Source organism: Mycobacterium sp. E796 (genome assembly GCF_001672815.1).
In the GTDB taxonomy this organism is placed as follows: domain Bacteria; phylum Actinomycetota; class Actinomycetes; order Mycobacteriales; family Mycobacteriaceae; genus Mycobacterium.
Window position 1 is genome coordinate 1 of the sequence record NZ_LZKK01000315.1, and the last position, 22,402, is coordinate 22,402.

Annotated in this window: 25 protein-coding genes; 10 read left to right on the forward strand and 15 right to left on the reverse strand. The window is 68.6% G+C overall.

The window, feature by feature from the left end:
- From A5706_RS24810 to A5706_RS24825, 4 genes are all read right to left on the reverse strand, one after another.
- The coding region (locus tag A5706_RS24810; RefSeq protein WP_156767317.1) for a PE family protein at positions 1-481 on the reverse strand (481 nt) is incomplete at its 3' end.
- 160 nt (positions 482-641) lie between these two features.
- Positions 642-1,856, reverse strand: coding sequence for a formate-dependent phosphoribosylglycinamide formyltransferase (purT, locus tag A5706_RS24815; RefSeq protein ID WP_068136771.1), 1,215 nt, complete (start codon positions 1,854-1,856; stop codon positions 642-644).
- 85 nt (positions 1,857-1,941) lie between these two features.
- Positions 1,942-2,580: a PaaI family thioesterase gene (locus A5706_RS24820; RefSeq protein WP_068136774.1), complete on the reverse strand. Its 639-nt coding sequence runs from the start codon at positions 2,578-2,580 to the stop codon at positions 1,942-1,944.
- Complete coding sequence (locus tag A5706_RS24825) at positions 2,577-3,875, reverse strand: adenylosuccinate synthase (RefSeq protein ID WP_068136777.1); 1,299 nt, start codon at positions 3,873-3,875, stop codon at positions 2,577-2,579. The genes A5706_RS24820 and A5706_RS24825 overlap by 4 nt, the downstream gene beginning before the upstream one ends.
- Before the next feature lie 90 nt (positions 3,876-3,965).
- On the opposite strand from A5706_RS24825, the gene A5706_RS24830 reads away from it, so the two are divergent.
- From A5706_RS24830 to A5706_RS24840, 3 genes are read left to right on the forward strand one after another with little or no spacing between them, the layout of a single operon-like run.
- Complete coding sequence (locus tag A5706_RS24830) at positions 3,966-4,583, forward strand: peptidase M50 (RefSeq protein WP_068136780.1); 618 nt, start codon at positions 3,966-3,968, stop codon at positions 4,581-4,583.
- 9 nt (positions 4,584-4,592) lie between these two features.
- Positions 4,593-5,369: a site-2 protease family protein gene (locus A5706_RS24835; protein ID WP_068136783.1), complete on the forward strand. Its 777-nt coding sequence runs from the start codon at positions 4,593-4,595 to the stop codon at positions 5,367-5,369.
- Between the two features lie 40 nt (positions 5,370-5,409).
- Entirely contained in the window at positions 5,410-6,309 is a 900-nt protein-coding gene (locus tag A5706_RS24840; protein ID WP_068136784.1) for a cation diffusion facilitator family transporter, read from the forward strand.
- 7 nt (positions 6,310-6,316) lie between these two features.
- Here the strand turns inward: A5706_RS24840 and A5706_RS24845 are convergent, their stop codons facing one another.
- Positions 6,317-6,730, reverse strand: coding sequence for a DUF3151 domain-containing protein (locus A5706_RS24845; protein WP_068136787.1), 414 nt, complete (start codon positions 6,728-6,730; stop codon positions 6,317-6,319).
- Positions 6,731-6,777: 47 nt separating this feature from the next.
- Between A5706_RS24845 and A5706_RS24850 the strand changes: the two genes are divergently transcribed.
- Positions 6,778-7,554, forward strand: a complete 777-nt coding sequence (locus tag A5706_RS24850) for a hypothetical protein (protein WP_068136790.1) — start codon at positions 6,778-6,780, stop codon at positions 7,552-7,554.
- 59 nt (positions 7,555-7,613) lie between these two features.
- Here the strand turns inward: A5706_RS24850 and fbaA are convergent, their stop codons facing one another.
- The gene (fbaA, locus tag A5706_RS24855; protein ID WP_068137014.1) at positions 7,614-8,651 is read right to left on the reverse strand and encodes a class II fructose-bisphosphate aldolase; all 1,038 of its coding nucleotides are present in this window, start codon (positions 8,649-8,651) and stop codon (positions 7,614-7,616) included.
- A gap of 58 nt (positions 8,652-8,709) precedes the next feature.
- On the opposite strand from fbaA, the gene A5706_RS24860 reads away from it, so the two are divergent.
- The gene (locus A5706_RS24860; protein WP_068136795.1) at positions 8,710-9,417 is read left to right on the forward strand and encodes a DedA family protein; all 708 of its coding nucleotides are present in this window, start codon (positions 8,710-8,712) and stop codon (positions 9,415-9,417) included.
- Here the strand turns inward: A5706_RS24860 and A5706_RS24865 are convergent.
- Complete coding sequence (locus tag A5706_RS24865) at positions 9,376-11,328, reverse strand: acetoacetate--CoA ligase (RefSeq protein WP_068136798.1); 1,953 nt, start codon at positions 11,326-11,328, stop codon at positions 9,376-9,378. The genes A5706_RS24860 and A5706_RS24865 overlap by 42 nt on opposite strands.
- On the reverse strand, positions 11,325-12,455 hold the full coding sequence (locus A5706_RS24870) for a glycoside hydrolase family 76 protein (RefSeq protein ID WP_068136800.1): 1,131 nt from the start codon (positions 12,453-12,455) through the stop codon (positions 11,325-11,327). Before A5706_RS24870 ends, A5706_RS24865 begins: the two co-directional genes overlap by 4 nt.
- Before the next feature lie 46 nt (positions 12,456-12,501).
- Here A5706_RS24870 and A5706_RS24875 point away from each other — a divergent pair, with 46 nt between their 5' ends.
- The gene (locus A5706_RS24875) at positions 12,502-12,975 is read left to right on the forward strand and encodes a (2Fe-2S)-binding protein (RefSeq protein ID WP_068137018.1); all 474 of its coding nucleotides are present in this window, start codon (positions 12,502-12,504) and stop codon (positions 12,973-12,975) included.
- Positions 12,968-15,079: a molybdopterin cofactor-binding domain-containing protein gene (locus A5706_RS24880; RefSeq protein ID WP_068136803.1), complete on the forward strand. Its 2,112-nt coding sequence runs from the start codon at positions 12,968-12,970 to the stop codon at positions 15,077-15,079. The genes A5706_RS24875 and A5706_RS24880 overlap by 8 nt, the downstream gene beginning before the upstream one ends.
- 5 nt (positions 15,080-15,084) lie before the next feature.
- On the opposite strand, the gene A5706_RS24885 is transcribed toward A5706_RS24880, so the two are convergent.
- The 3 genes from A5706_RS24885 to A5706_RS24895 are packed head-to-tail and all read right to left on the reverse strand — an operon-like array spanning position 15,085 to position 17,579.
- Entirely contained in the window at positions 15,085-15,873 is a 789-nt protein-coding gene (locus tag A5706_RS24885) for an IclR family transcriptional regulator (RefSeq protein ID WP_082964602.1), read from the reverse strand.
- Between the two features lie 22 nt (positions 15,874-15,895).
- A complete protein-coding gene (locus A5706_RS24890) occupies positions 15,896-16,702 on the reverse strand; it encodes an alpha/beta hydrolase (protein ID WP_068137023.1) in 807 nt (268 codons plus the stop codon).
- Positions 16,703-16,736: 34 nt separating this feature from the next.
- Positions 16,737-17,579, reverse strand: coding sequence for an alpha/beta fold hydrolase (locus A5706_RS24895; RefSeq protein ID WP_068136805.1), 843 nt, complete (start codon positions 17,577-17,579; stop codon positions 16,737-16,739).
- 254 nt (positions 17,580-17,833) lie between these two features.
- On the opposite strand from A5706_RS24895, the gene A5706_RS24900 reads away from it, so the two are divergent.
- A complete protein-coding gene (locus tag A5706_RS24900; protein WP_068136809.1) occupies positions 17,834-18,292 on the forward strand; it encodes a Zn-ribbon domain-containing OB-fold protein in 459 nt (152 codons plus the stop codon).
- Here the strand turns inward: A5706_RS24900 and A5706_RS24905 are convergent.
- From A5706_RS24905 to A5706_RS24920, 4 genes are read right to left on the reverse strand one after another with little or no spacing between them, the layout of a single operon-like run.
- The gene (locus A5706_RS24905; protein ID WP_197517968.1) at positions 18,266-18,868 is read right to left on the reverse strand and encodes a TetR/AcrR family transcriptional regulator; all 603 of its coding nucleotides are present in this window, start codon (positions 18,866-18,868) and stop codon (positions 18,266-18,268) included. The genes A5706_RS24900 and A5706_RS24905 overlap by 27 nt on opposite strands.
- Before the next feature lie 52 nt (positions 18,869-18,920).
- Positions 18,921-19,187, reverse strand: a complete 267-nt coding sequence (locus A5706_RS24910) for a cytochrome C oxidase subunit IV family protein (RefSeq protein ID WP_068136815.1) — start codon at positions 19,185-19,187, stop codon at positions 18,921-18,923.
- A gap of 3 nt (positions 19,188-19,190) precedes the next feature.
- A complete protein-coding gene (locus tag A5706_RS24915; RefSeq protein WP_068137026.1) occupies positions 19,191-19,793 on the reverse strand; it encodes a cytochrome c oxidase subunit 3 in 603 nt (200 codons plus the stop codon).
- A gap of 2 nt (positions 19,794-19,795) precedes the next feature.
- Positions 19,796-20,527, reverse strand: a complete 732-nt coding sequence (locus A5706_RS24920; RefSeq protein ID WP_082964605.1) for a hypothetical protein — start codon at positions 20,525-20,527, stop codon at positions 19,796-19,798.
- Between the two features lie 196 nt (positions 20,528-20,723).
- Here A5706_RS24920 and A5706_RS24925 point away from each other — a divergent pair, with 196 nt between their 5' ends.
- Positions 20,724-21,545 (forward strand): NAD(P)-dependent oxidoreductase, encoded by an 822-nt coding sequence (locus A5706_RS24925; RefSeq protein WP_068136818.1) that lies wholly within the window; start codon positions 20,724-20,726, stop codon positions 21,543-21,545.
- 98 nt (positions 21,546-21,643) lie between these two features.
- Entirely contained in the window at positions 21,644-22,393 is a 750-nt protein-coding gene (locus A5706_RS24930) for an alpha/beta fold hydrolase (protein WP_068136821.1), read from the forward strand.
- The last annotated feature ends 9 nt before the right edge of the window (positions 22,394-22,402 follow it).

The window sequence follows — 22,402 nt, forward strand, 5'->3', positions numbered from 1 at the left end:
GCACTCCGGCGGCGATGCTATCCCCACCATTGCCGCCGCGTCCGATCAAAATCCCGCCCGCCCCGCCGGGCGTCCCCACCCCGTCCGCGTCGGTGGTGCCGTTGGCGCCGTTGCCGATCAGCGGGCGCCCGAACAGCGCGTCGGTGGGCGCATTGATTGCCCCCCGCACGTCTTGCCAGAGCATTTGCAACTGCGACGCGCTAGCCGCCTCGGCGGCCGCATACGCCCCCTTCGCCCCGCTCAAGGCCTGCACGAACTGGGCATGAAACGCCGCCGCTTGAGCGCTGCTCCCTTGAAAGTCGTTGGCGTGCCCGGAAAACAGCGACGCCACCGCCGCCGACACCTCATCTGCGCCGGCGGCCAGCACCCCGGTCGTGGGGGCCGCCGCCGCCGCATTCGCCGCGGTCACCGCCGTACCAATGCGAGACAGATCCGACGCCGCCGACGCCAGGAATTCCGGGACTGCCACCACATACGACATAGCCATCCCTCCGCCCGGGTCGGCACATCGGTAAACCGGATAGACCTAAGACTGTGGCCAAAGCGTAAGCGATCCCGGCCCGACCCTCCAGCGCGAACCAAGCGAGGCGCAATTCTGACGAAACACCCTGCCGCAGGCGCACTCCCGCCTAACTCATCTCTTAGATATTCAGGGCGTTCGCGGCCTGCCGGGCACGGTCGCGGGCCGCCGCCACCTCCGGTGCCGTGGCCAGCGCCACGCCCCGTCCGGCAGACCCGGCGCCTCGCGGGAAGATGCGCAGATCGCTTTCCGGCACCCGCAGCGCGCGGGTCAGCGCGTCGGTGGCCGACGGCCCGCCGTCGGGGCCGGGATTGATCGCGTGGGCGGCGGCCGGCGACATCATCATGGTGTCCACCGGCAGTCCCAGAATGGTCCGGGCCTGCAGTTCGAACGCCGAAAGCCGCTGGCTGCGCAGGGTCACCCAGACGCTTGGGTGCGGGCGCGCGCTGACGTCGGCGAAGTACACCTCGTCGCCCTTGATCATCAACTCGACGCCGAAGAGGCCGCGCCCGCCGAGCGCCTTGACGATGCGCGCGGCGATCGACTTGGCCGCGTCCACGGCGGCCTCGTTCATCTGCTGTGGCTGCCAGGATTCCAGTACGGCGCCGTCGACATCGCGGTGGCCGATGGGCGAGCAGAACTCGATCAGCGGACCGTTCGGGCCCTCGCTGCGCACCACGAGCAGGGTGACGTCGAAGTCGACCTCGACCACGGTCTCGGCCAGCACCCGCCCCGCCGGACTCCCAGCGCGCTGCCAGGCCGGTTCGATGTCGTCGGGCCCGGAGACCACCGAGTGTCCCCGCCCCGACACCGGCTTCACCAGCAGCGGGTAGCCGGCGTGGGCGGCCACGGCCTGCAGTTCGCCGACCGAGCCGGCAAACCAGAACGGCGCGGTGGGCAGCCCCAGCTCGTCGGCGGCCATCCGGCGCAGTGCCTCGCGGTCGGAGGTGAGCCGGACGGTGCGGGCGTTGGGGACCAGTTGGGTGCGCTCCGCGGGCAGGGCCTCGAGAGCTTGGGCGGCGACGGCGTCGGTCGCGGTCACCACGAAGTCCGGGTGGAGTTGTTGGATCGCCCTGGAGAGCTCGCTGCCGTCGGTGAGCGGGAGCGTCAGCGACTGGTCGGCCACGCCGTGTGCGGGCGCATTTGGTTGCCCGTCCGCCGCGACCACCCGCGCGCCCAGGTGGCGCAGCGCGACCGCCAGCTCCCGGCTCAGCTCGCCGGAACCGAGCAGCAGCACCGTCGGCCTACGGTCTTCGGGCGGTTGGGGGGCTGCGGGCGGCGACACGGCGAGCGCGGTCGTCTTGTCGTCCTGTCCTTGGGTCAAGCCGTCAGTCACCGCTCAAGGATAGGTCGGTTCGCGGAACCCTAGGGCTGACTGCCCGCCTCCTCAGCGGCGCGTGCCGCGCCGCATCGTCACCGGGCTAGGGCTGGCCCGGAAGCAGCCGCACCATCAGGCCGTTGGCCTCGGCTAGCACGGCGTCGTCGCCGTCGACCAGTTCCGCCGCGACGAACGCCTTGCGGCCCTCGGTGCTGGTGACGCGTCCGCGCACCAGCAACGGGGTGTCGATCGGCGTGACCTTGCGGTAGTCGACGTGCAGGAAGGCGGTGCGGCTGATCGGACGCCCGGCGGCGTGCGAGATCATCCCGAACATGTGGTCGAACAGCAGCGGCAGCACGCCGCCGTGCACGGCGTGGTTGCCGCCGACGTGAAATCGGCTGAAGTACCCGGTCATCTCGACGCCGTCGGGGGCGTACCGGGTCAACGTCCAGGGCGGCAGCAGCAGGCTGCCCATGCCGGGCAGGTCGGGCGTCCGCCCGGCCGGCGCCTTGCCCTCCTCAGCCGCGAAGGTGCCCAGCACCTCCACCAGCGCGGCGGCGCGGTCGGCGGCGTCATCCCAGACGTCGTCACCGGGGTCGGCGGACACCGCGAGGTCCTGGAGTTGGCGCATGGCCGCGACGAACCGGCCGAATCCGGGGCCGGGGCTGGCCGGGCCGTATTCGGGGAAACCGCCGTGGTGTTCGTACTCCGGATCGAGCGCTTTGGGGTCGGGCTCCGTCACGGGCGGGCCGCCAGGACGTCGCGGCGCACGATGGTCTGCTCGCGCCCGGGGCCGACGCCGATGCACGAAACATGTGCTCCCGCAAGCTCTTCCAGCCGCAACACGTAATCACGCGCCTTGGCCGGCAGGTCGTCGAACTCCCGCGCGTCCGAGATGTCCTCCCACCAGCCGGGCAGCTCCTCGTAGATCGGTTCGGCGCGGGCGAGGTCGCTCTGGGTCATCGGCATGTCGTTGATGCTCGCCCCGTCGATCCGGTAGCCGACGCAGACCGGCACCGTCTCCAGGCTGGACAGCACGTCGAGCTTGGTCAGGAAGAAGTCCGTGATGCCGTTGACGCGGGTGGCGTAGCGGGCGATCACGGCGTCGAACCAGCCGCAGCGCCGGCGCCGCCCCGTGGTGACGCCGAATTCGCCGCCCGTCTTAGACAGGTATTCGCCGTTCTCGTCGAACAGCTCGGTGGGGAACGGGCCGGAGCCGACGCGGGTGGTGTAGGCCTTGAGGATGCCGAGCACGGCGGTGATCCGGGTCGGCCCGATCCCGGAGCCGACGGCCGCGCCCCCCGCAGTCGGATTCGACGACGTGACGTAGGGGTAGGTGCCGTGGTCGACGTCGAGCAGGGTGCCCTGGGAGCCCTCCAGCAGCACCGTTTCGCCGCCCTCGAGCGCGGTGTTGAGCAGCCGCCGGGTGTCGGCGATCCGGTGCCGGAACCCCTCGGCCTGCTGCAGCAGGGCGTCCACCACCTGGTGCGGGTCGAGCGCCTTGCGGTTGTAGATCTTGACCAGGATCTGGTTCTTGAGCTCGAGGGCGGCCTCGACCTTGTGGGTCAGCTGATCGGGGTCGAGCACGTCGGCGACCCGGATGCCCTGGCGGGCGATCTTGTCCTGGTAGCACGGGCCGATGCCGCGGCCGGTGGTGCCGATCTTCTTGTTGCCCATGTAGCGCTCGGTGACCTTGTCGATCGCGACGTGGTAGGGCAGCAGCAGGTGGGCGTCGGCCGAGATCAGCAGCCTGGAGGTGTCGACGCCGCGGTCCTCGAGGCCCTGCAGCTCGTCGAGCAGCACACCGGGATCCACCACCACGCCGTTGCCGATGACATTGGTGACCCCCGGGGTGAGCACCCCCGACGGGATCAGGTGCAGAGCAAAGTGTTCACCGGTGGGCAGGACGACGGTGTGCCCGGCGTTGTTGCCACCCTGATAGCGAACCACCCACTGGACGCGCCCGCCGAGCAGGTCGGTGGCCTTACCTTTGCCCTCGTCGCCCCATTGGGCGCCGATGAGGACGATTGCCGGCATGCCTTGCTCCCGCCTAATCCCACGTGTTCGAGCCTGCTTATTGTGGTCCAGCCGGTGACCCACCCTATCCCAGGAGGTTGCGAGGGTCGCATGAATAGCGTGGGGGTGTTGGTGTTCGGCGGGCGGCGGGTGCCGCGGGCGCTGACCCGGCTGCCGGTCCACTCGGCGGATCTCGACGCCGCGATCGAGCAATACCGGCGGCTGGTGGTCGTCGGCGCCGACGCCGACCTGGCCGCGGTGCTGACCCGGTTGCTGCGTGCCGAGCGGCTCGACGTCGAGGTGGCCTACGTGCCGCCCAGGCGCACCCCGGCCACCCGGGCCTACCGAATCCCGGCCGGACGGCGTGCGGTGCGGCGCGCCCGGCGCGGCTCCGCCCGGCGGGTGACCCTGATCCGCGACGAGACCGGCTCGGTGATCGTCGGCCGCGGGCACTGGCTGCCGGCCGACGGCGCGCGGCTGGTGCACGGCGAGGCCGTCGTCGACGACACCACGGTGTTCGACGGCGACGTCGCCGGTGCGCGGATCGAGCCGACGCTGGCCATGCCCGGCCTGCGGGCCGCGGTACGCAGGGGCCGCTGGGTGTCCGGCCGCGCCGCGCAGCTGGGCAGCACCGGCGTCATCGTCGTGCGCGACGGGGTCGCGGCGCCGCGGGCGGCGCGTCGATCGACGTTCTACCGCAACGTCGAAGGGTGGCTGCTGGTCCGGTAATTTCAAGCGGTGAGCTTTCCCGCCCGGCAACACGAATCGGTGCGGCCCAGCCCGCTCTTCCTTGCCCTGGTCGCGTTGACGGCGGCCGGCGGCGTGCTGGCCTGGCTGGCCGGGTCCAGCGTGCGGCCGCTGTCCTACGCCGGGGTGTTCGTCTTCGTGATCGCCGGCTGGCTGGTCTCGCTGTGCCTGCACGAATTCGGGCACGCGGTGACGGCCTGGCGATTCGGCGACCACGACGTCGCGGTGCGCGGGTATCTGACCCTGGACCCGCGGCGCTACAGCCACCCCGCGCTCTCGCTGCTGCTGCCGATAGTGGTCGTCGCGCTGGGCGGGATCGGCCTGCCCGGCGCGGCGGTGTACGTGCGGACGTGGTTCATGACCCCGGCCCGCCGGACCATGGTGAGCCTGGCGGGGCCGGCGGTCAACCTGGTGCTGGCGGTGCTGCTGCTGGTGGCGACGCGGTTCTTTTTCGACCCGCACCACGCGGTGCTGTGGGCGGGCGTGGCCTTCCTGGGCTTCCTCCAGCTCACCGCGGTGTTGCTGAACCTGCTGCCGGTCCCGGGCCTGGACGGGTACGACGCCCTCGAGCCGCACCTCAGCCCCGAGACGCAGCGAGCGCTGGCCCCGGCCAAGCAGTGGGGCTTTTTCATCCTGCTGTTTCTGCTGTTGGCGGGCAGCCAGTGGTTCTTCGGGGTGGTGCTCTGGCTGTTCGATTTCTCCGGCATCCCGCACTGGCTGGTCGCCGCGGGCAACTCGCTGACCCGATTCTGGAGCGCCTGGATATAACCCTTGCAATATATGCGCGATTACGCATATATTGCTGGCTATGGGCGCCGGCCACAACCACACCCCCGCCGAGAGCGACTCGTCGCGGATGATCCCCCGCATGATCGCCGCCGCGGCGATCCTCGCGGTGTTCTTCGTCGTGGAGCTCACGACCTCGCTGCTGATCAACTCGATCGCGCTGCTGGCCGACGCCGGGCATATGCTCACCGACGTCGTCGCGGTGTTCATGGGACTGGCCGCCGTCATGCTGGCCAAGCGCGGCAGCTCGTCACCCGCGCGCACCTACGGCTGGCATCGCGCCGAGGTGTTCACCGCCGTCGCCAACGCCGGGCTGCTGATCGGGGTGGCCCTGTTCATCCTGTGGGAGGCGGTCCAGCGGCTGAAGGAAACCCCGTCGATTCCGGGCGTGCCGATGATCGTGGTCGCCCTGCTCGGCCTCCTGGCCAACCTCGTGGTCGCCCTGCTGCTGCGGTCGCACTCGGAGAGCAGCCTCGCCGTCAAGGGCGCCTACATGGAGGTGGTCGCCGACAGCGTCGGCAGCCTGGGCGTGCTGATCGCCGGCATCGTCACCGTGACGACGCGCTGGCCGTACGCCGACGTCGTGGTCGCGGTGCTGGTCGCGCTGTGGGTGGCGCCCCGGGCCATCTCGCTGGCCCGCGACGCGCTGCGGATCCTGTCCGAGGCCTCGCCGGCCCACATCGACGTCGAGGAGCTGCGCGGCGCGCTCGGTGCGGTTGACGGCGTCACCGAGGTGCACGACCTACACGTGTGGACGCTGTCGCCCGGCAAGGACATGTGCACCGCGCACCTCACCAGCCACGGCGACTCGGCCCGGGTGCTGGCGGACGCGCGCGCGGTGCTGTCCGCGCGGGGGCTGGATCACGCCACCGTGCAGATCGAGCCGCCGGACCGGCGCGCCGACTGCGAGGAAGGCTTTTAGAGGCCCGCTACAGACCCAAAGCCTGGCGCGCCGCGGGGTCGCAGTCGTCGAGCAGATCCAGGCAGCGCAGGTTCTCGTCGGTCTCGCCGATGGCGTCGGCGGCCTTGGCCAGCGCCGCCACGCACCGCAGGAAGCCGCGGTTGGGCTCGTGCGCGTACGGCACCGGGCCGAAGCCCTTCCAGCCGTTTCGCCGCAGCTGGTCCAGGCCGCGGTGGTAGCCGGTGCGCGCGTACGCGTAGGCGGTGACGGCCTTGTCCTCCGCGAGGGCCTCCTCCGCGAGCGCGGCCCAGGCGACCGACGCCGACGGGTGCGCGGCGGCGACCGCGGTCGGGTTCTCGTTGGCCAGCAGCTCCGCCTCGGCGTCGCTATCGCCAGGCAGCAGAATCGGATCGGGTCCGAGGAGATCTCCCATCGACGTCATGGCGTCTATTTTGCCGTTCCCCCGCGGCGGGTCGCTAAGCTCCCTCTATGCCCAATCCACCCGAACCCGAAGGGGCAGCCGAGGACCAGCCGCTGGTGCCCGTCGACCCCGAGACCGAGACCGTGGTGATCAACAAGGGCGATCAGGACACCGCCGCCGAGGCCGCCGAAGGCCAGCAGCGGGAGCGTCGTTTCACGGCCCCCGGCTTCGACGCGAAGGAGACCCAGGTCATCGCGACGTCGTCCGCGGAGCCTGCCACCGAGGTCATCGCGGCGCCGCCGCCCGGGGAGGCCGCGACGACGCAGCTCGGCGTTCCCTCGAAAGCCGCTGTGCCACAAGCGATTCCGCCGCGGCTGGGGGCAAAGCTGCGGACCACCCGGCAGTTCAACTGGGGCTGGGTGCTGGCGCTGGTGGTGGTCGTGCTGGCGCTGGCGGCGATCGCGATCCTCGGCACCGTGCTGCTGACCCGCGGCAAACACTCGAAAGTGTCTGAGGAAGACCAGGTTCGGCACACGATCCAGCAGTACGACGTCGCGGTGCAGCGGGGCGACCTGACCGCGTTGCGCACCGTCACGTGCGGGACCGTCCGCGACGGATACGTGGATTACGACGAGCACGCGTGGCAGGAGACCTATCAGCGGGTCTCGGCGGCCAAGCAGTACCCGGTGATCGCCAGCATCGACCAGGTCGTCGTCAACGGCCAGCACGCCGAGGCGAACATCACCACGTTCATGGCGTACGACCCGTCGCTGCGTTCGACGCGCAGCCTCGACCTGCAGTACCGCGACGATCAGTGGAAGATCTGCCAGTCCCCCAGCGGCTAATTTCGGTTGCGCGAGCAGACGCAAAAGCCCTCAGAATGGGGGCTTTTGCGTCTGTTCGGCTAGCTTGAGCTCAGCGACTTCCCGGCACAGTGCAGGTCGTTGCAGGCCTCCACGACCCGCTCGCTCATGCCGGCCTCGGCCTTCTTGAGGTAGCTGCGCGGGTCGTAGGCCTTCTTGACGCCCACCTCGCCGTCCACCTTGAGCACGCCGTCGTAGTTGACGAACATGTGGCCCGCGATCGGGCGGGTGAACGCGTACTGGGTGTCGGTGTCGACGTTCATCTTCACCACGCCGTAGCGCAGCGCCTCCTCGATCTCCGACTTCAGCGAACCCGAACCGCCGTGGAACACGAAGTCGAACGGCTTGGCGTCGGCGGGCAGGCCCAGCTTCGCCGCCGCGACCTGCTGGCCCAGCGCCAGCACGTCGGGGCGCAGCTTGACGTTGCCGGGCTTGTAGACGCCGTGCACGTTGCCGAACGTCGCGGCCAGTAGGTACTTGCCGTGCTCGCCGTGGCCCAGCGCGTCGACGGTCCGCTCGAAATCCTCCGGGGTGGAGTAGAGCTTGTCGTTGATCTCGTGGGCGACGCCGTCCTCCTCGCCGCCCACCACCCCGATCTCCACCTCGAGGATGATCTTGGCGGCCGCGGCCTCCTTGAGCAGTTCCTGCGCGATGGCGAGGTTTTCCTCGACCGGCACCGCCGACCCGTCCCACATGTGCGACTGGAACAAAGGATCGCCGCCGGCACTCACACGTTGGGCCGAGATCGCCAGCAGCGGCCGCACGTAGCTGTCCAGCTTGTCCTTGGGGCAGTGGTCGGTGTGCAGCGCGACGTTGATCGGGTATCTGGCCGCGATGCTGCGGGTGAATTCGGCCAGCGCGACGGCGCCGGCCACCATGTCCTTGACGCCCAGGCCGGAGGCGAACTCCGCACCGCCCGTTGAGAACTGGATGATGCCGTCGCTGCCGGCGTCCGCGAAGCCCTTGAGCGCGGCGTTGACGGTCTCCGACGAGGTGCAGTTGATGGCCGGGAAGGCGTACTCGTTCTCCTTGGCGCGTCCGAGCATCTCGGCGTACACCTCGGGCGTGGCGATGGGCATGGGCTCCTCCTGGCGGCTGGGTCCGTCCAGTATCGCAAGCCCGGTATGTTGAAGCATCGTGAGCACCGTGGTGACGGCCCTGCCGAACATCCTCGACCCGATGTACTGGCTGGGCTCGGGCGGCGTCTTCGGGAAAGCGGTGCTGCCCGGGATCCTGGTCATCGTCTTCATCGAGACCGGCTTGCTGTTTCCGCTGCTGCCGGGCGAATCGCTGTTGTTCACCGGCGGGCTGCTGACGGCGCACCCGAACCCGCCGACGAGCATCTGGGTGCTGGCGCCGTCCGTCGCGCTGGTCGCGATACTGGGCGACCAGTGCGGGTACTTCATCGGGCGCCGGATCGGGCCGGCGCTGTTCAGGAAGGAAGATTCCCGGTTCTTCAAGAAGCACTACGTGACGGAGTCGCACGCGTTCTTCGAGAAGTACGGGCCCTGGGCGGTCATCCTCGCCCGCTTCGCGCCGTTCGTGCGCACGTTCGTCCCGGTGGTCGCCGGGGTGTCGTACATGCGCTACCCGGTGTACCTCGGGTTCGACATCGTCGGCGGCATCGCGTGGGGCGGCGGCGTGACGTTGGCGGGCTACTTCCTGGGCACCGTGCCGTTCGTGCACCAGAACCTGGAAAAGATCATCCTGGGCATCCTGTTCGTGTCGCTGATCCCCGCGTTTATCGCCGCCTGGCGCGGCTACCGGGGCCGGCGGCGCGGGACTGCCGCGACGGACGACGACTCAGGACACCCGACTTCTGCGGTACGCAACGAAAGCCTCTAGCAGTTCGGGCCTGTCGATCGAGCTCTGCTGCACGGCCTGGTCCGGCGCGGTCCCGAGCAGGATCCGCTTGATCGGGATCTCCAGCCGCTTGCCGGTCAGCGTTCGCGGAATGCCCGGCACGTCCAGGATGACGTCGGGCACGTGGCGCGGCGAGGCGTGCTGACGGATCTCCGCGACGATCCGCGAGCGCAGCCCCTCGTCGAGCTCGACGCCGTCGGCCAGGGCAACGAACAACGGCATCCAATAGCCGCCGTCGTCCTGCTCGACGCCGACCACCAGGCAGTCGTGCACCTCGGGCATGCGCTCGACCGCCGTGTAGATCTCGGCGCTGCCCATCCGCACGCCCATCCGGTTCAGGGTGGCGTCCGAACGGCCATGCACCACAACGGATCCCCGTTCGCTGATGGTGATCCAGTCGCCGTGGCACCACATGCCCGGGTACTTGTCGAAGTAGGCGGCGCGGTACCGGCTGCCGTCCTGGTCGTTCCAGAAGAACACCGGCATCGAGGGCATCGGCTTGGTCACCACCAGCTCGCCCTCTTCCCCGATGACGGGGTTTCCCTGGCCATTCCACGCTTCGATGGCCGCGCCCAGGCACAGCGACGACAGCTCGCCGGCCTTGACCGGCACGATCGGGCAACCGCCGATGAAGGCCGTACAGACGTCGGTGCCGCCGCTCATCGAGACCACCGGGACGGGCCGGCCGAGCCCCTCCTGCACCCAGCGAAATCCGGACGCGGGCAACGGGGAACCAGTGGATCCCACCGCGCGCACGGCGTCCAGCGGATGCGCCTCACCCGGCCGCAATTCCTGCTTGGCGCAAGCCAATAGGTAGCCCGCGCCCGCGCCGAGGAATGTGACGCCGGCGTCGGCGGCGACCTTCCAGAGCCCGTCGGTGCCGGGATGCGTCGGGCTGCCGTCGTAGAGCACGATCGTCGTGTCGACCAGCAGCCCGGACACCAGGAAGTTCCACATCATCCAGCTGGTCGACGAGTACCACAGGAAGCGGTCGTCCGGGTGCAGATCCAGTTGCAGGGTCAGGTATTTCAGGTGTTCGAGCACCACGCCGCCGTGGCCGTGCACGATGCCCTTCGGCTTGCCCGTCGTTCCCGACGAGAACATCACCCACAGCGGGTGGGCGAACGGGACCGGCGTGATGTCCAGCGGGGCGTCCGCTTCGACGGCTTTGGCCCACGCCACGGCGTCGTCGTCGATCGGCAGCCCGAGGCGCGGCACCACCACGGTGGCCCGCAGCGTCGGCATCGCGGCGCGGATGGTGGCCAGCTCGGCGCGCCGGTCGATGCGCTTGCCGCCGTACACCGACCCGTCGGTGGCCACCAGCACGGCGGGCTCGACCTGGCCCAGCCGGGCGATCACGCCGTCGACGGCCACATCCTGGTTGCACACCGCCCAGATCGCGCCGACGCTTGCGGCGGCCAGGGCGGCGACGACGGCCTCGGGGACGTTGGGCAGGTAGCCGACGACGGCGTCGCCGGGCTGGACACCAAGGTTGCGCAGGTAGGCGGCGAACGCCGCCGTCTCCCGCTGCAGGCGCGCCCACGGCCACTCGGTCGAGCCGTCCTCGCCGACGACGATCATGGCGGGACGTGCGTCGGTGGCGTGCCGGAACACCTCGGTGGCGTAGTTGATCGTGGCGCCGGGAAACCACTCGGCGCCCGGCATGGACCGGTTGCCCAGCACGGCGCTCGGGGGGCTGTCCGCCTGGATGTCGAAGAAATTCCAGACGGCGTCCCAGAACCAGTCGATGTCGTCGACGGACTTGCGCAGGAGCTCGGGGTAGTCGCCGTACTCGCCGCGCCCGGTTTCGGCGAGCCAGGCCATGAAGCGCGTCAGGTTGGCCTCGGCAAGCGTTGCCTCGTCCGGGATCCAGTCGCCATTGAGGTTGCTCATGTCGCGCTCACGGCGGTGACGTTACCTGCGGCCTCCATCAGCATCCAGCCCGATAGCTGAACCGACAGATCGCGCTCGGCGATCTCCGAAGAGTAGACCGCGCCCGCGACGAACTCCGCGTCCTGGCCGGCCTCGGTCCGTTCGGGCGGCAGCTCGGCCTCGCGGTCCCAGAACGGGCCGAACAGCGGCAGCCCGTCCACGGTTTGCCGGTAGTCCCAGGCCGATTTCGCCGACGACAGCACGATGGTGCGCGCGGCGTCGCGGGCCATTGCGTCGTCGGCCGAGTCGCCGGGCAGCGTGGTGGCGACCAGCGCGAGGTAGCGGGCGGTGATGCCGGCGAACAGGCCGCCGTCGCCGCCGCCGGCGCCCCGCAGCACGCCCGAGGGCGCCATGTGCTCGCCGACCGCCGCGACCAGCCGATGCACCCGCGCCTGATGGCGGGCGCGGGCCTCCGCGCCGGTGCGCGCGGCGAGCTCCGTCTCCAGTCCCAACACCACGCCCTGGCAGTAGGTGTACTGGGCGCGGACCAGCGAACCGGCCTTGATGCCGTCGAACACCAGGTGCGTCTCGGGGTCGATCAGCGTGCGGTCGATCCAGTCGCTCATCTGGTCGGCGCGCTGCAGGTGGTCGCCATAGCGGGCGAGGAAGATGCCGGCCGGGCCGTTGGCGGGGGCGTTGAAGAACTTGTCCTGCTTGCGCCACGGGATGCCGCCGCCGTCGTCGGGCGCCCAGGCCCTGACGAACTGGTCGGCCAGCTTCGGCAGCGCGCGGCGGCGCGTGACGCCGGCGATCCGGGCGGCGCGTTCCAGCGCCAGCGCCAGCCAGGCCATGTCGTCGTAATAGCTGTTGGTCCAGCGGAGGTTGTTGCGCAACCGGTGCGAGCGGACCTGTCGATCGATCATGGTGCGCCGGTGCGGTTGCGGGTCGCGCAACTGCGCGTCGAGGAGGCAGTCAAGCAGGTGCGCCTGCCACCAGTAATGCCAGGTGCCGAACAGCCGGTCTTTGCGGGCCGCCGGCCAGGCCACCACCCCGAGCTGCGTCGCCGGCAGCGCCCACAACCGCTTCAGGTGGCGTTGCGCGACAGCCGCTTCGGAGCTGGCCGCCCGGTTGGCCCAGAGCTGATCCATACCTGACGATCCTGCCCTAGCGCCCCGGCGGAGGATGCTGGAGTCCATGCGAAGACTGACGGTCAATGGGCGGCGCCACGAGATCGACGCCGAGGACGACACACCGCTGCTGTACGTGTTGCGCAACCACCTGGGTTTGAAGGGGACGCGGTTCGGTTGCGGGGTGGGGTTGTGCGGCGCGTGTTTTGCCCTGGCCGACGGCCGTCCCATCTACTCGTGCGACACCCCGCTGTGGTCGGTGGGTGACCGGTCGATCCGCACGGTCGAGGGGCTCGGCGACGACGGCGAGCCGCACCCGGTTTCGCGCGCTCTGATCGCGCTGCAGGCGGCGCAGTGCGGGTATTGCATGTCGGGCATCGTGGTCGCGGCCGCGGCGCTGCTGGCCGACAACCCCGACCCGACGGAGGCCGAGGTGCGCGCGGCGTTGGACCCCAACCTGTGTCGCTGCGGCTCGCATAACCGGGTGGTGGCGGCGGTGCTGAGCGCCGGGGCCGAGCTGCGGGGGTCCACGGATGAATGACCTGCCGGAGTCGCTGTTGGCCAATCCCGTTCTGGGCGAATGGGTTCGGATCGGCCCGGACGGCGTCGTGGAGGTACGCTCCGGCAAGGTCGAGCTGGGCCAGGGCGTGCTGACGGCGCTGGCGCAGATCGCCGCCGAGGAACTCGACGTCGACATCGCCCGGGTGCGGATGACCGCCGCCGCGACCGATCGCAGCCCCGACGAGGGCTTTACCGCCGGGAGCCGCTCGATCCAGCAGTCGGGCGCGGCGCTGCGCCAGGCGTGCGCCGAGGCGCGGGCGGTTTACGTGGAGGCCGCGGCGGCCAAGCTGGCCGTGCCACCCGACGAGCTGGACGTCGACGACGGCGAGATCACCGGCCCGCACGGTGTGGCGACGAGTTACTGGGAGCTCGCCGACGACGCGCTGCTGGATCGGGCGGCCACCGGCGCGGCGGCGCCCAAGCCGGAGTCGACGTACGCGGTGGTCGGCACCGACGTCGCGCGGCTGGACCTGCCCGACAAGCTGACCGGGCGGCCGCGCTACCTGCACGACCTGGTTCTGGACGGCCAGCTGTACGGCCGGGTTGTTCGCCCGCCGTCGCGCGGGGCGACGCTGCGTGACGTCGACACCGGCCCGACCCAGGCGATGCCGGGCGTGCTCACCGTGGTGCGAGACGGCGAGTTCCTGGGGGTGATCGCGGAACGGGAGGAGGTCGCGGTGCGCGCGGCCGAGCGGCTGCGCGGCGACGCCTCCTGGGATCGGCGGCCGACGCTGCCCGACGAGGACGACCTGCCGTCGTTCCTGGTGTCGGCGGCGGCCGAGACATCGGTCCTGGCGTCGAAAGAGGCTGGGGTGCAGGTTAGTTCGACGTATTCGCATTCGGCGCGCTACCACCGCCCGTACCTGGCGCACGGGTCGATCGGCCCGTCGGCGGCGGCGGCGCTGTCTCACCCGGACGGCCGACTGGAGGTCTGGTCGCACAGCCAGGGCGTGCATGTGCTGCGGCGCGAATTGGCTTCCGCGCTCGGCCTTTCGGCCGATCGGGTGGTGGTGCGCCACGTCGAGGGGGCCGGGTGCTACGGGCACAACGGCGCCGACGACGCCGCCATGGACGCCGCGCTGCTGGCCCAAGCGGTGCCCGGGCGTCCGGTGCACGTGGTCTGGTCGCGCGCCGACGAATTGGCCTGGGCGCCTTTCGGTCCCGCCGCCGTCGTGGAGATCGTCGCCGACTGCGGCGACGACGGCGGCGTGGTGGACTGGCGCCACGAAATCTGGAGCGGCAGCTACATGGGCCGCCCGGGGACGACGCCGACGTCGGCGTTGCTGGCGGCGAGCGAGCGCGCCGGTGGCGAGCCGATCCGCGCGGGCGGCGAGCCGCCGGTCGAGTGGGGCGGCGGCACCGGCCGCAATTCGGTGCCGGGCTACGACTTTGCGTCCTACCGGGTGATCAACCACCTGTTGACCGAGATGCCGCTGCGCACCTCGGCGCTGCGCTCGCTGGGCGCCTTCGTCAATGTCTTTGCCGCGGAGTCGTTCATGGACGAGTTGGCCGTGGCCGCGGGCCGGGATCCCGTCGAGTTCCGGTTGGCGCACCTGTCGGATCCGCGCGGGCGGGCGGTGCTGCGGGCCGCGGCTTTGCGGGCCGCCTGGGAATCGTGGGCGCCACGGGAGGCCGTCGGTCGCGGCATCGGGTATGCGCGGTACAAGAATTCGGCCGCCTACTGCGCGGTGGTGGCCGAGGTCGAGGCGGTCGAGCAGGTCCGGGTGCGGCGGCTGGTGATCGCGGTCGATGCCGGGCTGATCATCAACCCCGACGGCGCGGCCAACCAGATCGAGGGCGGCGCGATCCAGGCCACCAGCTGGACGCTCAAGGAGCGGGTGCGGTTCGACGAGTTCAACGTCACCAGCGACACCTGGGAGACCTATCCCGTCCTGCGGTTCTCCGAGGTGCCGGCGGTCGATGTCGAATTGGTTGCCGGACAAGGGAATCCGCCGTTAGGGATCGGCGAGTGCGCCCAGGGCCCGACGGCCGCCGCGATCGCCAACGCGGTGTACGACGCGCTCGGCGTGCGGGTGCGCTCGCTGCCGCTGACGGCCGAGCAGCTCATCGCCGCGATCGATTAGGCCGCTCACCTCAGTTGCGGAAAGCCGAGGCTACGGCTGATGGTCAGCGCTGCCGTACGCACCGCCGACGCCACACGGGCGGGCTGCATGCGGCCGGCCGGCCCGGTCACCGACAGGCCGGCCACCCCACGGTGGCCGTCGCGGCCGACGTAGCTCTCGACCACGATCGGCGCGGCAACGCATACGATGCCGGCGGTCCATTCTTGACGGTCGTAAGCCAGCCCGGCATCCCTTATCTTTTCCAGCTCGCGCGCCAAGCGCCGCGGATCGGTGATCGTGGCACCGGTGCGCTGCGGCATCGGTTCGGCGAGTGTACGCGCCGCGGTGGACTCGTGGCTGAAGGCCAGGATCACTTTGCCCAGTGCGGTGCAGTAAGCGGGCAACCAGGATCCGATGGACTGGGATGCCTGCGTTGCGCCGCGGCCGGTCAGCCTTTCGATGCAGAGGACTCCGGTTCCCTCGAGGACGCCGAGATGCACAGTTTCGCCTGTCGCGGTGACCAGGTCGGACATGAAGGGTCTCGCGCTCGTTCGCAGGCGGCGCGAGGCCGGAACTTGCTGGCCGAGTTCGAATACGTGTAGTCCCAACCGGTATCCGTAGGCGCCGCGCTCCAGCATCCGGTGTGCCAGCAGATCGGAAGCCAGCCGATGAACGGTTGCCTTCTTGATACCGGTCAGCCTGGCCAACTCGGTCAGGCCGACCTCACCCGGTGAGGCTGCGACCGCGTCCATGATCAGCAGCAGCCTGTCGCTGACGGTGCGCTGCTCCTCGGCTTCTTCGGCACTCAGCCGCATTCGCGCAGAATACCTCTAAGTCTCACAACCCTTTTGCCGCAAGCCACTGCAGGACGACGTCGGCCACCTCTTTCCAGCCGTTGTCGATGGTCAGCGAGTGCCCGCGGCCCTTGAAAATGTGCAACTCGGTGTCCGAGTGCCCCTTCGCGTAGAGCCGATAGGTCGCCTTGGTGACCTTCAGCGGGACCACGTGGTCGTCGGTGCCGGAGGTCAACAGCAGCGGGCCACGGTCGGTGTTGCCGATGTCGACCTTGGCCGGCGAGTGGCTCGAGAAGTTGGCGGCAGCGCCCTGGAAGAGCGGCCGCCCGGGGCCGGGGATGCTGACCGCTGCGTGCAGGGCGTCGGATTCCTCCCGTGTCAACTTGTTTCCGAACGCGTAGTGGAACTGCTTGGGGGTCAGCGCCACGGTCTTGTGGCGGGTACCCGGGTGGCCCAGGATCGGGAACCCCGAGCGCACCTGTGCCAGCGGCACCACCTTGACGCCCTTGATGGGTGCCGGGTCGATCGCGGCCGCGGCGGCGGCCAGGCCGGTGTCGAGCAGCAGCTGCGCGATCAGGCCCCCGAAGGAGTGCCCGATAACGATCGGCTTCGGCTCGGAGGAGCGGATGAGACCGGCGTAGTGCTCGACGATTTCGGCGATCCCGACGTCGTTGAGTGCAGCGGGATTGCGGCGGGTCTCGGCCACCGTCGGGCCGTCACCGGGCCACCCGGGCGCCAGGGCGGAATAGCCGTAGCTCTCGAAGAGCTCCAGCCACGGCCCCCAGGCGGCCGAGTGAATCCACAGTCCGTGCACGAAGACGACCGGGTGGTGCTTTCGGGGTGCTGCCATGTTGTGTCCTTCGATGTCGGGTGCCGCGATCGGTTCAGCGGTCAAGGAATTGGGCTATGTCCTCGGCGAATTCGCCGTGGTGTTGGAAAAGGAAGCCGTGCGCGGCGTCGGGGTAGATCTTCACGGTCGCGTCGGCCAGCAGGCCGCCGAGCAGGTGGCTGTAGCGCGGCAGGATCATCCGGTCGCTGTCTCCGTTGGCGACCAGGACCGGCTGGGTGATGGCCGCGAGCCGTTGCAGCATCGCGTGATTCGGGATGCCCCACTGCACCACCGCGTCGTAGTGCGCCATGCGGGTGGCCCAGTCGGTGGGTTCGTCGCGGTCCTCGGTGCGGGCGAAGATGCGGCCGAGGAACTCGGCGCCCGCGGCTCGGCTTTGGTCGGTGGCGGTGAAAAAGACGTGCAAAAGTCCGTTCGCGGTCGTCTCGACGCCACCGACCGCGTCGATGATGTCGGGAGCCCAGCCGTGCATTCCCGCCGCACCCTGCGGTGCGGTGGCCGCCAACACGATTCGGCCGACCAGATCGGGCCGAATCAACGCCATCTCCTGGGCCACGAAGCCGCCGAGGGAAAAGCCCAGCAGGTCAACCCGATCCAGGTCCAACGCGGACAGGAACGTAAGGGCGTCGTGGGCCATCTGCGTCACCGACGATGGCACCACACCCGTGCTGGCGCCGACCCCGACGTTATCGAATGCGATCACCTCGCGGCCGGAGGCCAGGGCGTCCAGCAGCGCGGGGTCCCAATTGTCGAGGTTGCCGCGGAAATGTTGCAGCAACACCAGCGGGCGCTCCGCGGGATTGCCGAAGCTCCGGTACCGGTATTCAATGCCATTAACGCCCAACACTTTCGATGTGGTGACGCTCTGATAGCTGGTCATGTGTCTCAGCATCACCGTTGCCGAGGACGGTTTCACCGGAGCGGTCCGCCCAGTGGACCGCTCCTACGAGTCCAGGTCGGCGAGCAGCTCGCGCAGACCCGTCAGGGCCGCGGCCATCGAGCTGGCCAGCGGCTGGAAATCACCCTGCGCCGCAGGCGGATTGAGCCACACCACCATGGCCGCGAACCGCAGGAATTGCCGCTACTTCCGCCACTTAGTATGATCAAAACGATATATAGTTTACTGTTTGTACCATGTCGATCGATTCCGCGTACCGCAGGCCCGATTTTCGGCTGGCTCCCAGTCCTTCGGCTGAGTCGCATGCGTTCTGGACCGGCGGTGCACATGGTCAGCTAATGATTTGCCATTGCTCCGCGTGCGGGCACTTCTTTCACCCGCCGGGACCGGCGTGCTGGCGCTGCCGTAGCACCGATGTCGGCCCAAAACCGGTGTCCGGACGAGCCACCGTGGCCGCATACACCGTGAACCGCCAACCCTGGATCCCTGGTTTGGATCCGCCTTACATCGTCGCCATGGTGGAACTCGAGGAGGAGCACGACGTCCGACTCATCACCAACGTGGTCGACGTATCGCCGGACGACATCCACATCGGCCTGCCGGTCGAGGTCTTCTTCGAGGATTGGACCGAATCCTCGGGCGATCCGGACAGCCGTGTTTGGCTGCCGCTATTCCGGCCGGCGCGGTCGACCTGACACGTGCAGCCCCGCCGAGATGATGAAGGACAATTCATCGATGATCTCTTCTGCGCTTGGCACCTCTTTATCGGAGGGATAGGTGTTCCGAAGAAAGGTCGCGGCAACGCCGACAAACAACATCAATAGCCGCAGCTCCAAGGCTGGCGACGAGGTCCGCAGACCCTGCGCCGAAAGATAACGTTCCATCGGTGCCACCATCGGGTCGAGCGTCGCGCTGACACGGGCCCGCACACGATCGAGTTCGTTGCCCGGTGACTCATCGGCGAACACGTGCACCATCGCACGCGCGATCGACTGATTGCTCGACATGAACTCAAAGAATCCCGTGGTGAACCGACGAACCAGTCGATCGTGGTCCATCCCTGTCAGGGCGTCGTCGGTGAGCCACCGCTGATGCAGCCCGCCGACAGCGTCCAGCAGAGGGGTCACCACGGCGTCGAAGAACAGCTTTTCCTTGTTGTCGAAGTATCGGAAGATCAGATCGTGCGAAACCCCGGCGCGCGAAGCGATTTCGCGCGTCGTGGCGCCGTATCCTCGTTCTGCGAACACCTCACGGGCGGCCGCCTGGATCAATCCGGGAGCGCTCCCACGACGGGCACGTTGACCTTGACCAGCCATCGTCCGCTCAGAGCCAGAGGTACATTCCGGCGAGAACCATCCACAAGATGATGCAATACGCCTCGAAAGGTGCCCGCAGCATGAGCGGCGCGTCGCGCAGTTCCATGAAGTCGAGCCCGACAAACCGGACCTTGACCACCGCCAGCCCCAGCACGACCACTGCGACTGTCGAACCGACTCCGTGGTCCGCGCCCAGCGCCGACGACAATATCGTCACCATGACAAGCACGAACCACACGAGGGTGGAGCGCGCGCGTAGCAGTGCGAGGGTCATCGGTCAGCTCACCAGATAGAGCAACGCGAACAGGACTATCCACAATAGGTCGACGAGGTGCCAGAAGCAGGCGCCGCCTTCGACGACGGCCATCCGCGTCGCGCTGAGGCTGCTGCGGCGTGCTTGTGTCAGCAGCAGGATGAGCACGCCGACGCCGATCAGCACGTGGAAGAGGTGCAGGCCGGTCAGGATGAAGAAGTAGAGGTAGAAGTTGTTCTCGGTCGGGACGTGGCCGGCGGTGACCTTGGCCGTGTATTCGACGGCCTTGAGTCCGATGAAAATGAGACCGCAGACCAGCGCCCCTGCGAGCAGCAATTGCGCGGCTCCGCGTCGGGACTGCCGGATTGCGCGAACAGCGGTCACCACGAGCAGCGAGCTGGTCAGCAGGACCAGGGTGTTCGTCAGGCCGATGGCGATGCTGAGCGTCTGCCGCGACGTGTCAAACAGCTCGGGCGCCCGCGCGCGCTGGTACATGAACGTCGCAAAGAAGGCCCCGAAGACCACCATGTCGCCGAACAGGAAGATCCATACACCGGGTTCGCCGGGAACATGCGTGGTCGGCCGGGCGCTGGAATGCTCACCGACGGACGACCGCAGGGACGTCAGACTCACGCCGCGGGTTCCCATTCTTGGTTCGCGGCGCGCTCTTCCCGTTCGGCGGCTTCGACGTCGACCGCTTTGGTGAGCATGATCGCGGTCACGATCATCCAGATGCAGAACACGGTCAGGGGAATCCAGAAGGCGAACATGCCGTTCCACGCCAGCGGCCCCGTCTTGAACAGGTAGATGGCGCATCCCGGAACGCCGAGCACTGCATACCAGATGTTGAAGTATCCGAACCACCGCGGGAAGCTCGGCACCCGCCGCCTGTCGATGAACACGCAGAACGCCAGGATTACCACCTGTGTGATCAACGGGCCGACCAGCCCGACGAAGATGAACCAGAACATGTCATTGAGCGCCTGTGTCACATCGGGATTGCGCTCGGGGCGGTACGCGGCCACCACGGCGAACAGCGCGCACAGTGAAAAGCCGAACGGGAAGGTCACGCTCAGCAACAGCTGGGTCAATGACATGACGCCCCAATAACCTTCGATCCGGCGCACCTGGCGCGACAGTAGCGCGAAGAACGGCGCGAAGAGCCAAGCGAACAGGATCATCAGTGCGAGACCGATGCGGATGCGCAGTTCGTTGTCGCTGTAGATCCGGGCCGTCTGCTCGGCGGTGAGGGCTGGGCTCATCGGAGGGATGAGTCCTGCGATGAACCAGAACATCACGAGGAAACCGCCCAGCATGGCCACTCCGAGCCATGCCGAGGCCTTTTCGATTGTCACGTGCATGGCGGCTCCTCACGCCGAGGTTGCGATGAGGTGACGTTATCGGCCATTCACGCAGTTAGTCAATCATTGATCCACTAAGCTGAAAAGCGGCTGCCCACAACGCCGGTAATTCGTTGACGCGGAATGTCAGCGCGCTTAGCGTCACCCTGGGCGACCTAGTCGAATTGGTTATCGCCGAGGGCTCGAGGAGTGCACAGTGACCCACACAGTCGGCTTCATCGGAGCCGGTCAGTTAGGTGAGCCCATGGTGCTGCGCCTGCTTGAGGCCGGGGTGCCCGTCACGACGTACGCGAGGCGGCCCGAGGTACGCGATCGCCTGGCAGCACGCGGCGCCCGGCTTGCCGCTTCGGTTGCTGAACTCGCCACCAGCAGCGACATTCTGATCTCGTGCTTGTTCTCCGACGCACAACTCATGGAAATCGGATCGGGGCCCGACGGCTTTATCGCCAACGCAAAGCGCGGCGCCATTTTCATCTCCCACACCACCGGAACGCTGACCACGCTCGAGCGCCTGGGTGATCATCCATCCGCGCCCACGGTCCTCGATGCGCCGGTCAGCGGCACCGCCGACGACATCGCCGCCGGCACCCTCACCGTACTGATCGGCGGGCCGACCGAGGCGGTGCAATTGGTGTCGCCAGTACTAGCGGCGTACGCGGACCCGATCGTCCCCACCGGCGAACTGGGTAGCGCCTTGGCGCTGAAACTCATCAACAACGTGCTCTTCACCGCGAACGCCCAGCTGGTCGCCGCCGCAACAGAATTGGGCGCGTCGATGGGTGTCGCCCCCGATGCCCTGCTCGCCGCACTCCAGGTATGCAGCGCGGGAAGTCGCGTCGCCACACACATTCAGCAGATCGGCGGCATAGAGCCGTTCACCGAGATCGCGGGATCTTTCCTTCGCAAGGACGTGGCCGCGTGCCTGGAGGCCGCCGCGCAGGCGGGTGCCGATCTGGGTCTGCTCGGCGATGTCGTCGCCACCGGGCCCCTGCCACTCAAACCCGTTGGAGCGAAATGACGCAGAAGACAAGAGGCGCGTCAATGACCGATCTGGAGACGAACCCATCCGACTCCCGCGCCAATAAGCGCGCTCCGCGGTTCCGCTGAGGACTTCAGATGCCGCTCCCCGATCTCGTTCTCGTCCATGGCGGCGAGCATGCGGGCGACTGCTGGGATCTGACCGTCGCGGAGTTGCGCCGCCAGGAACCAGAACTCCGCATCCTCGCAGTCGACCTTCCCGGTCACGGCTCGAAGCCGGGTGACCTGGCGGCGGCCACCGTCGGCGCCTGGGTGGACTCCGTGGTCGCCGATATCGATGATGCGGGTTTCGGCGAGACGGTGATCGTCGGCCACTCGATGGCGGGAGTGACGGTGCCCGGAGTGGTGGCCCGGATCGGGTCGTCGCGCGTCCGTGAGATGGTTTTGGCGGCGGCTTTCGTGCCTCGTCAGGGGGAAGCGATCGTGGACACGCTCGACGGTCCACTGGCATGGTTCGCCCGGCGCGGCGCTGGGAGAGGAAAGCCGCGGAAAGTCCCGGCTTTCGCTGCGCGCTATGCGTTCTGCAATGGCATGACAAGAGAGCAGCGCGAATTCGCGATGTCGCGGCTGTACCCCGAGGCGGTGACGATCGTGATTGAACCGGTGGACCGCCGTGACCTGCCGGCGGACATACCGCGCACCTGGATTCTCACCACACGCGACCGCGCGCTGTCAGTAGCGTCTCAGCGGCGCAGTATCGACGCGCTCGGCGGGGTACAGACCACGGTCGAGGTCGACACGTGCCATGACCTGATGATCAGTCACCCGATTCGTACAGCGCAGATCCTTCTCGACCGGTGCCGCCAGTACGAGAAAATAGTCGGGTGATCGCGCCGT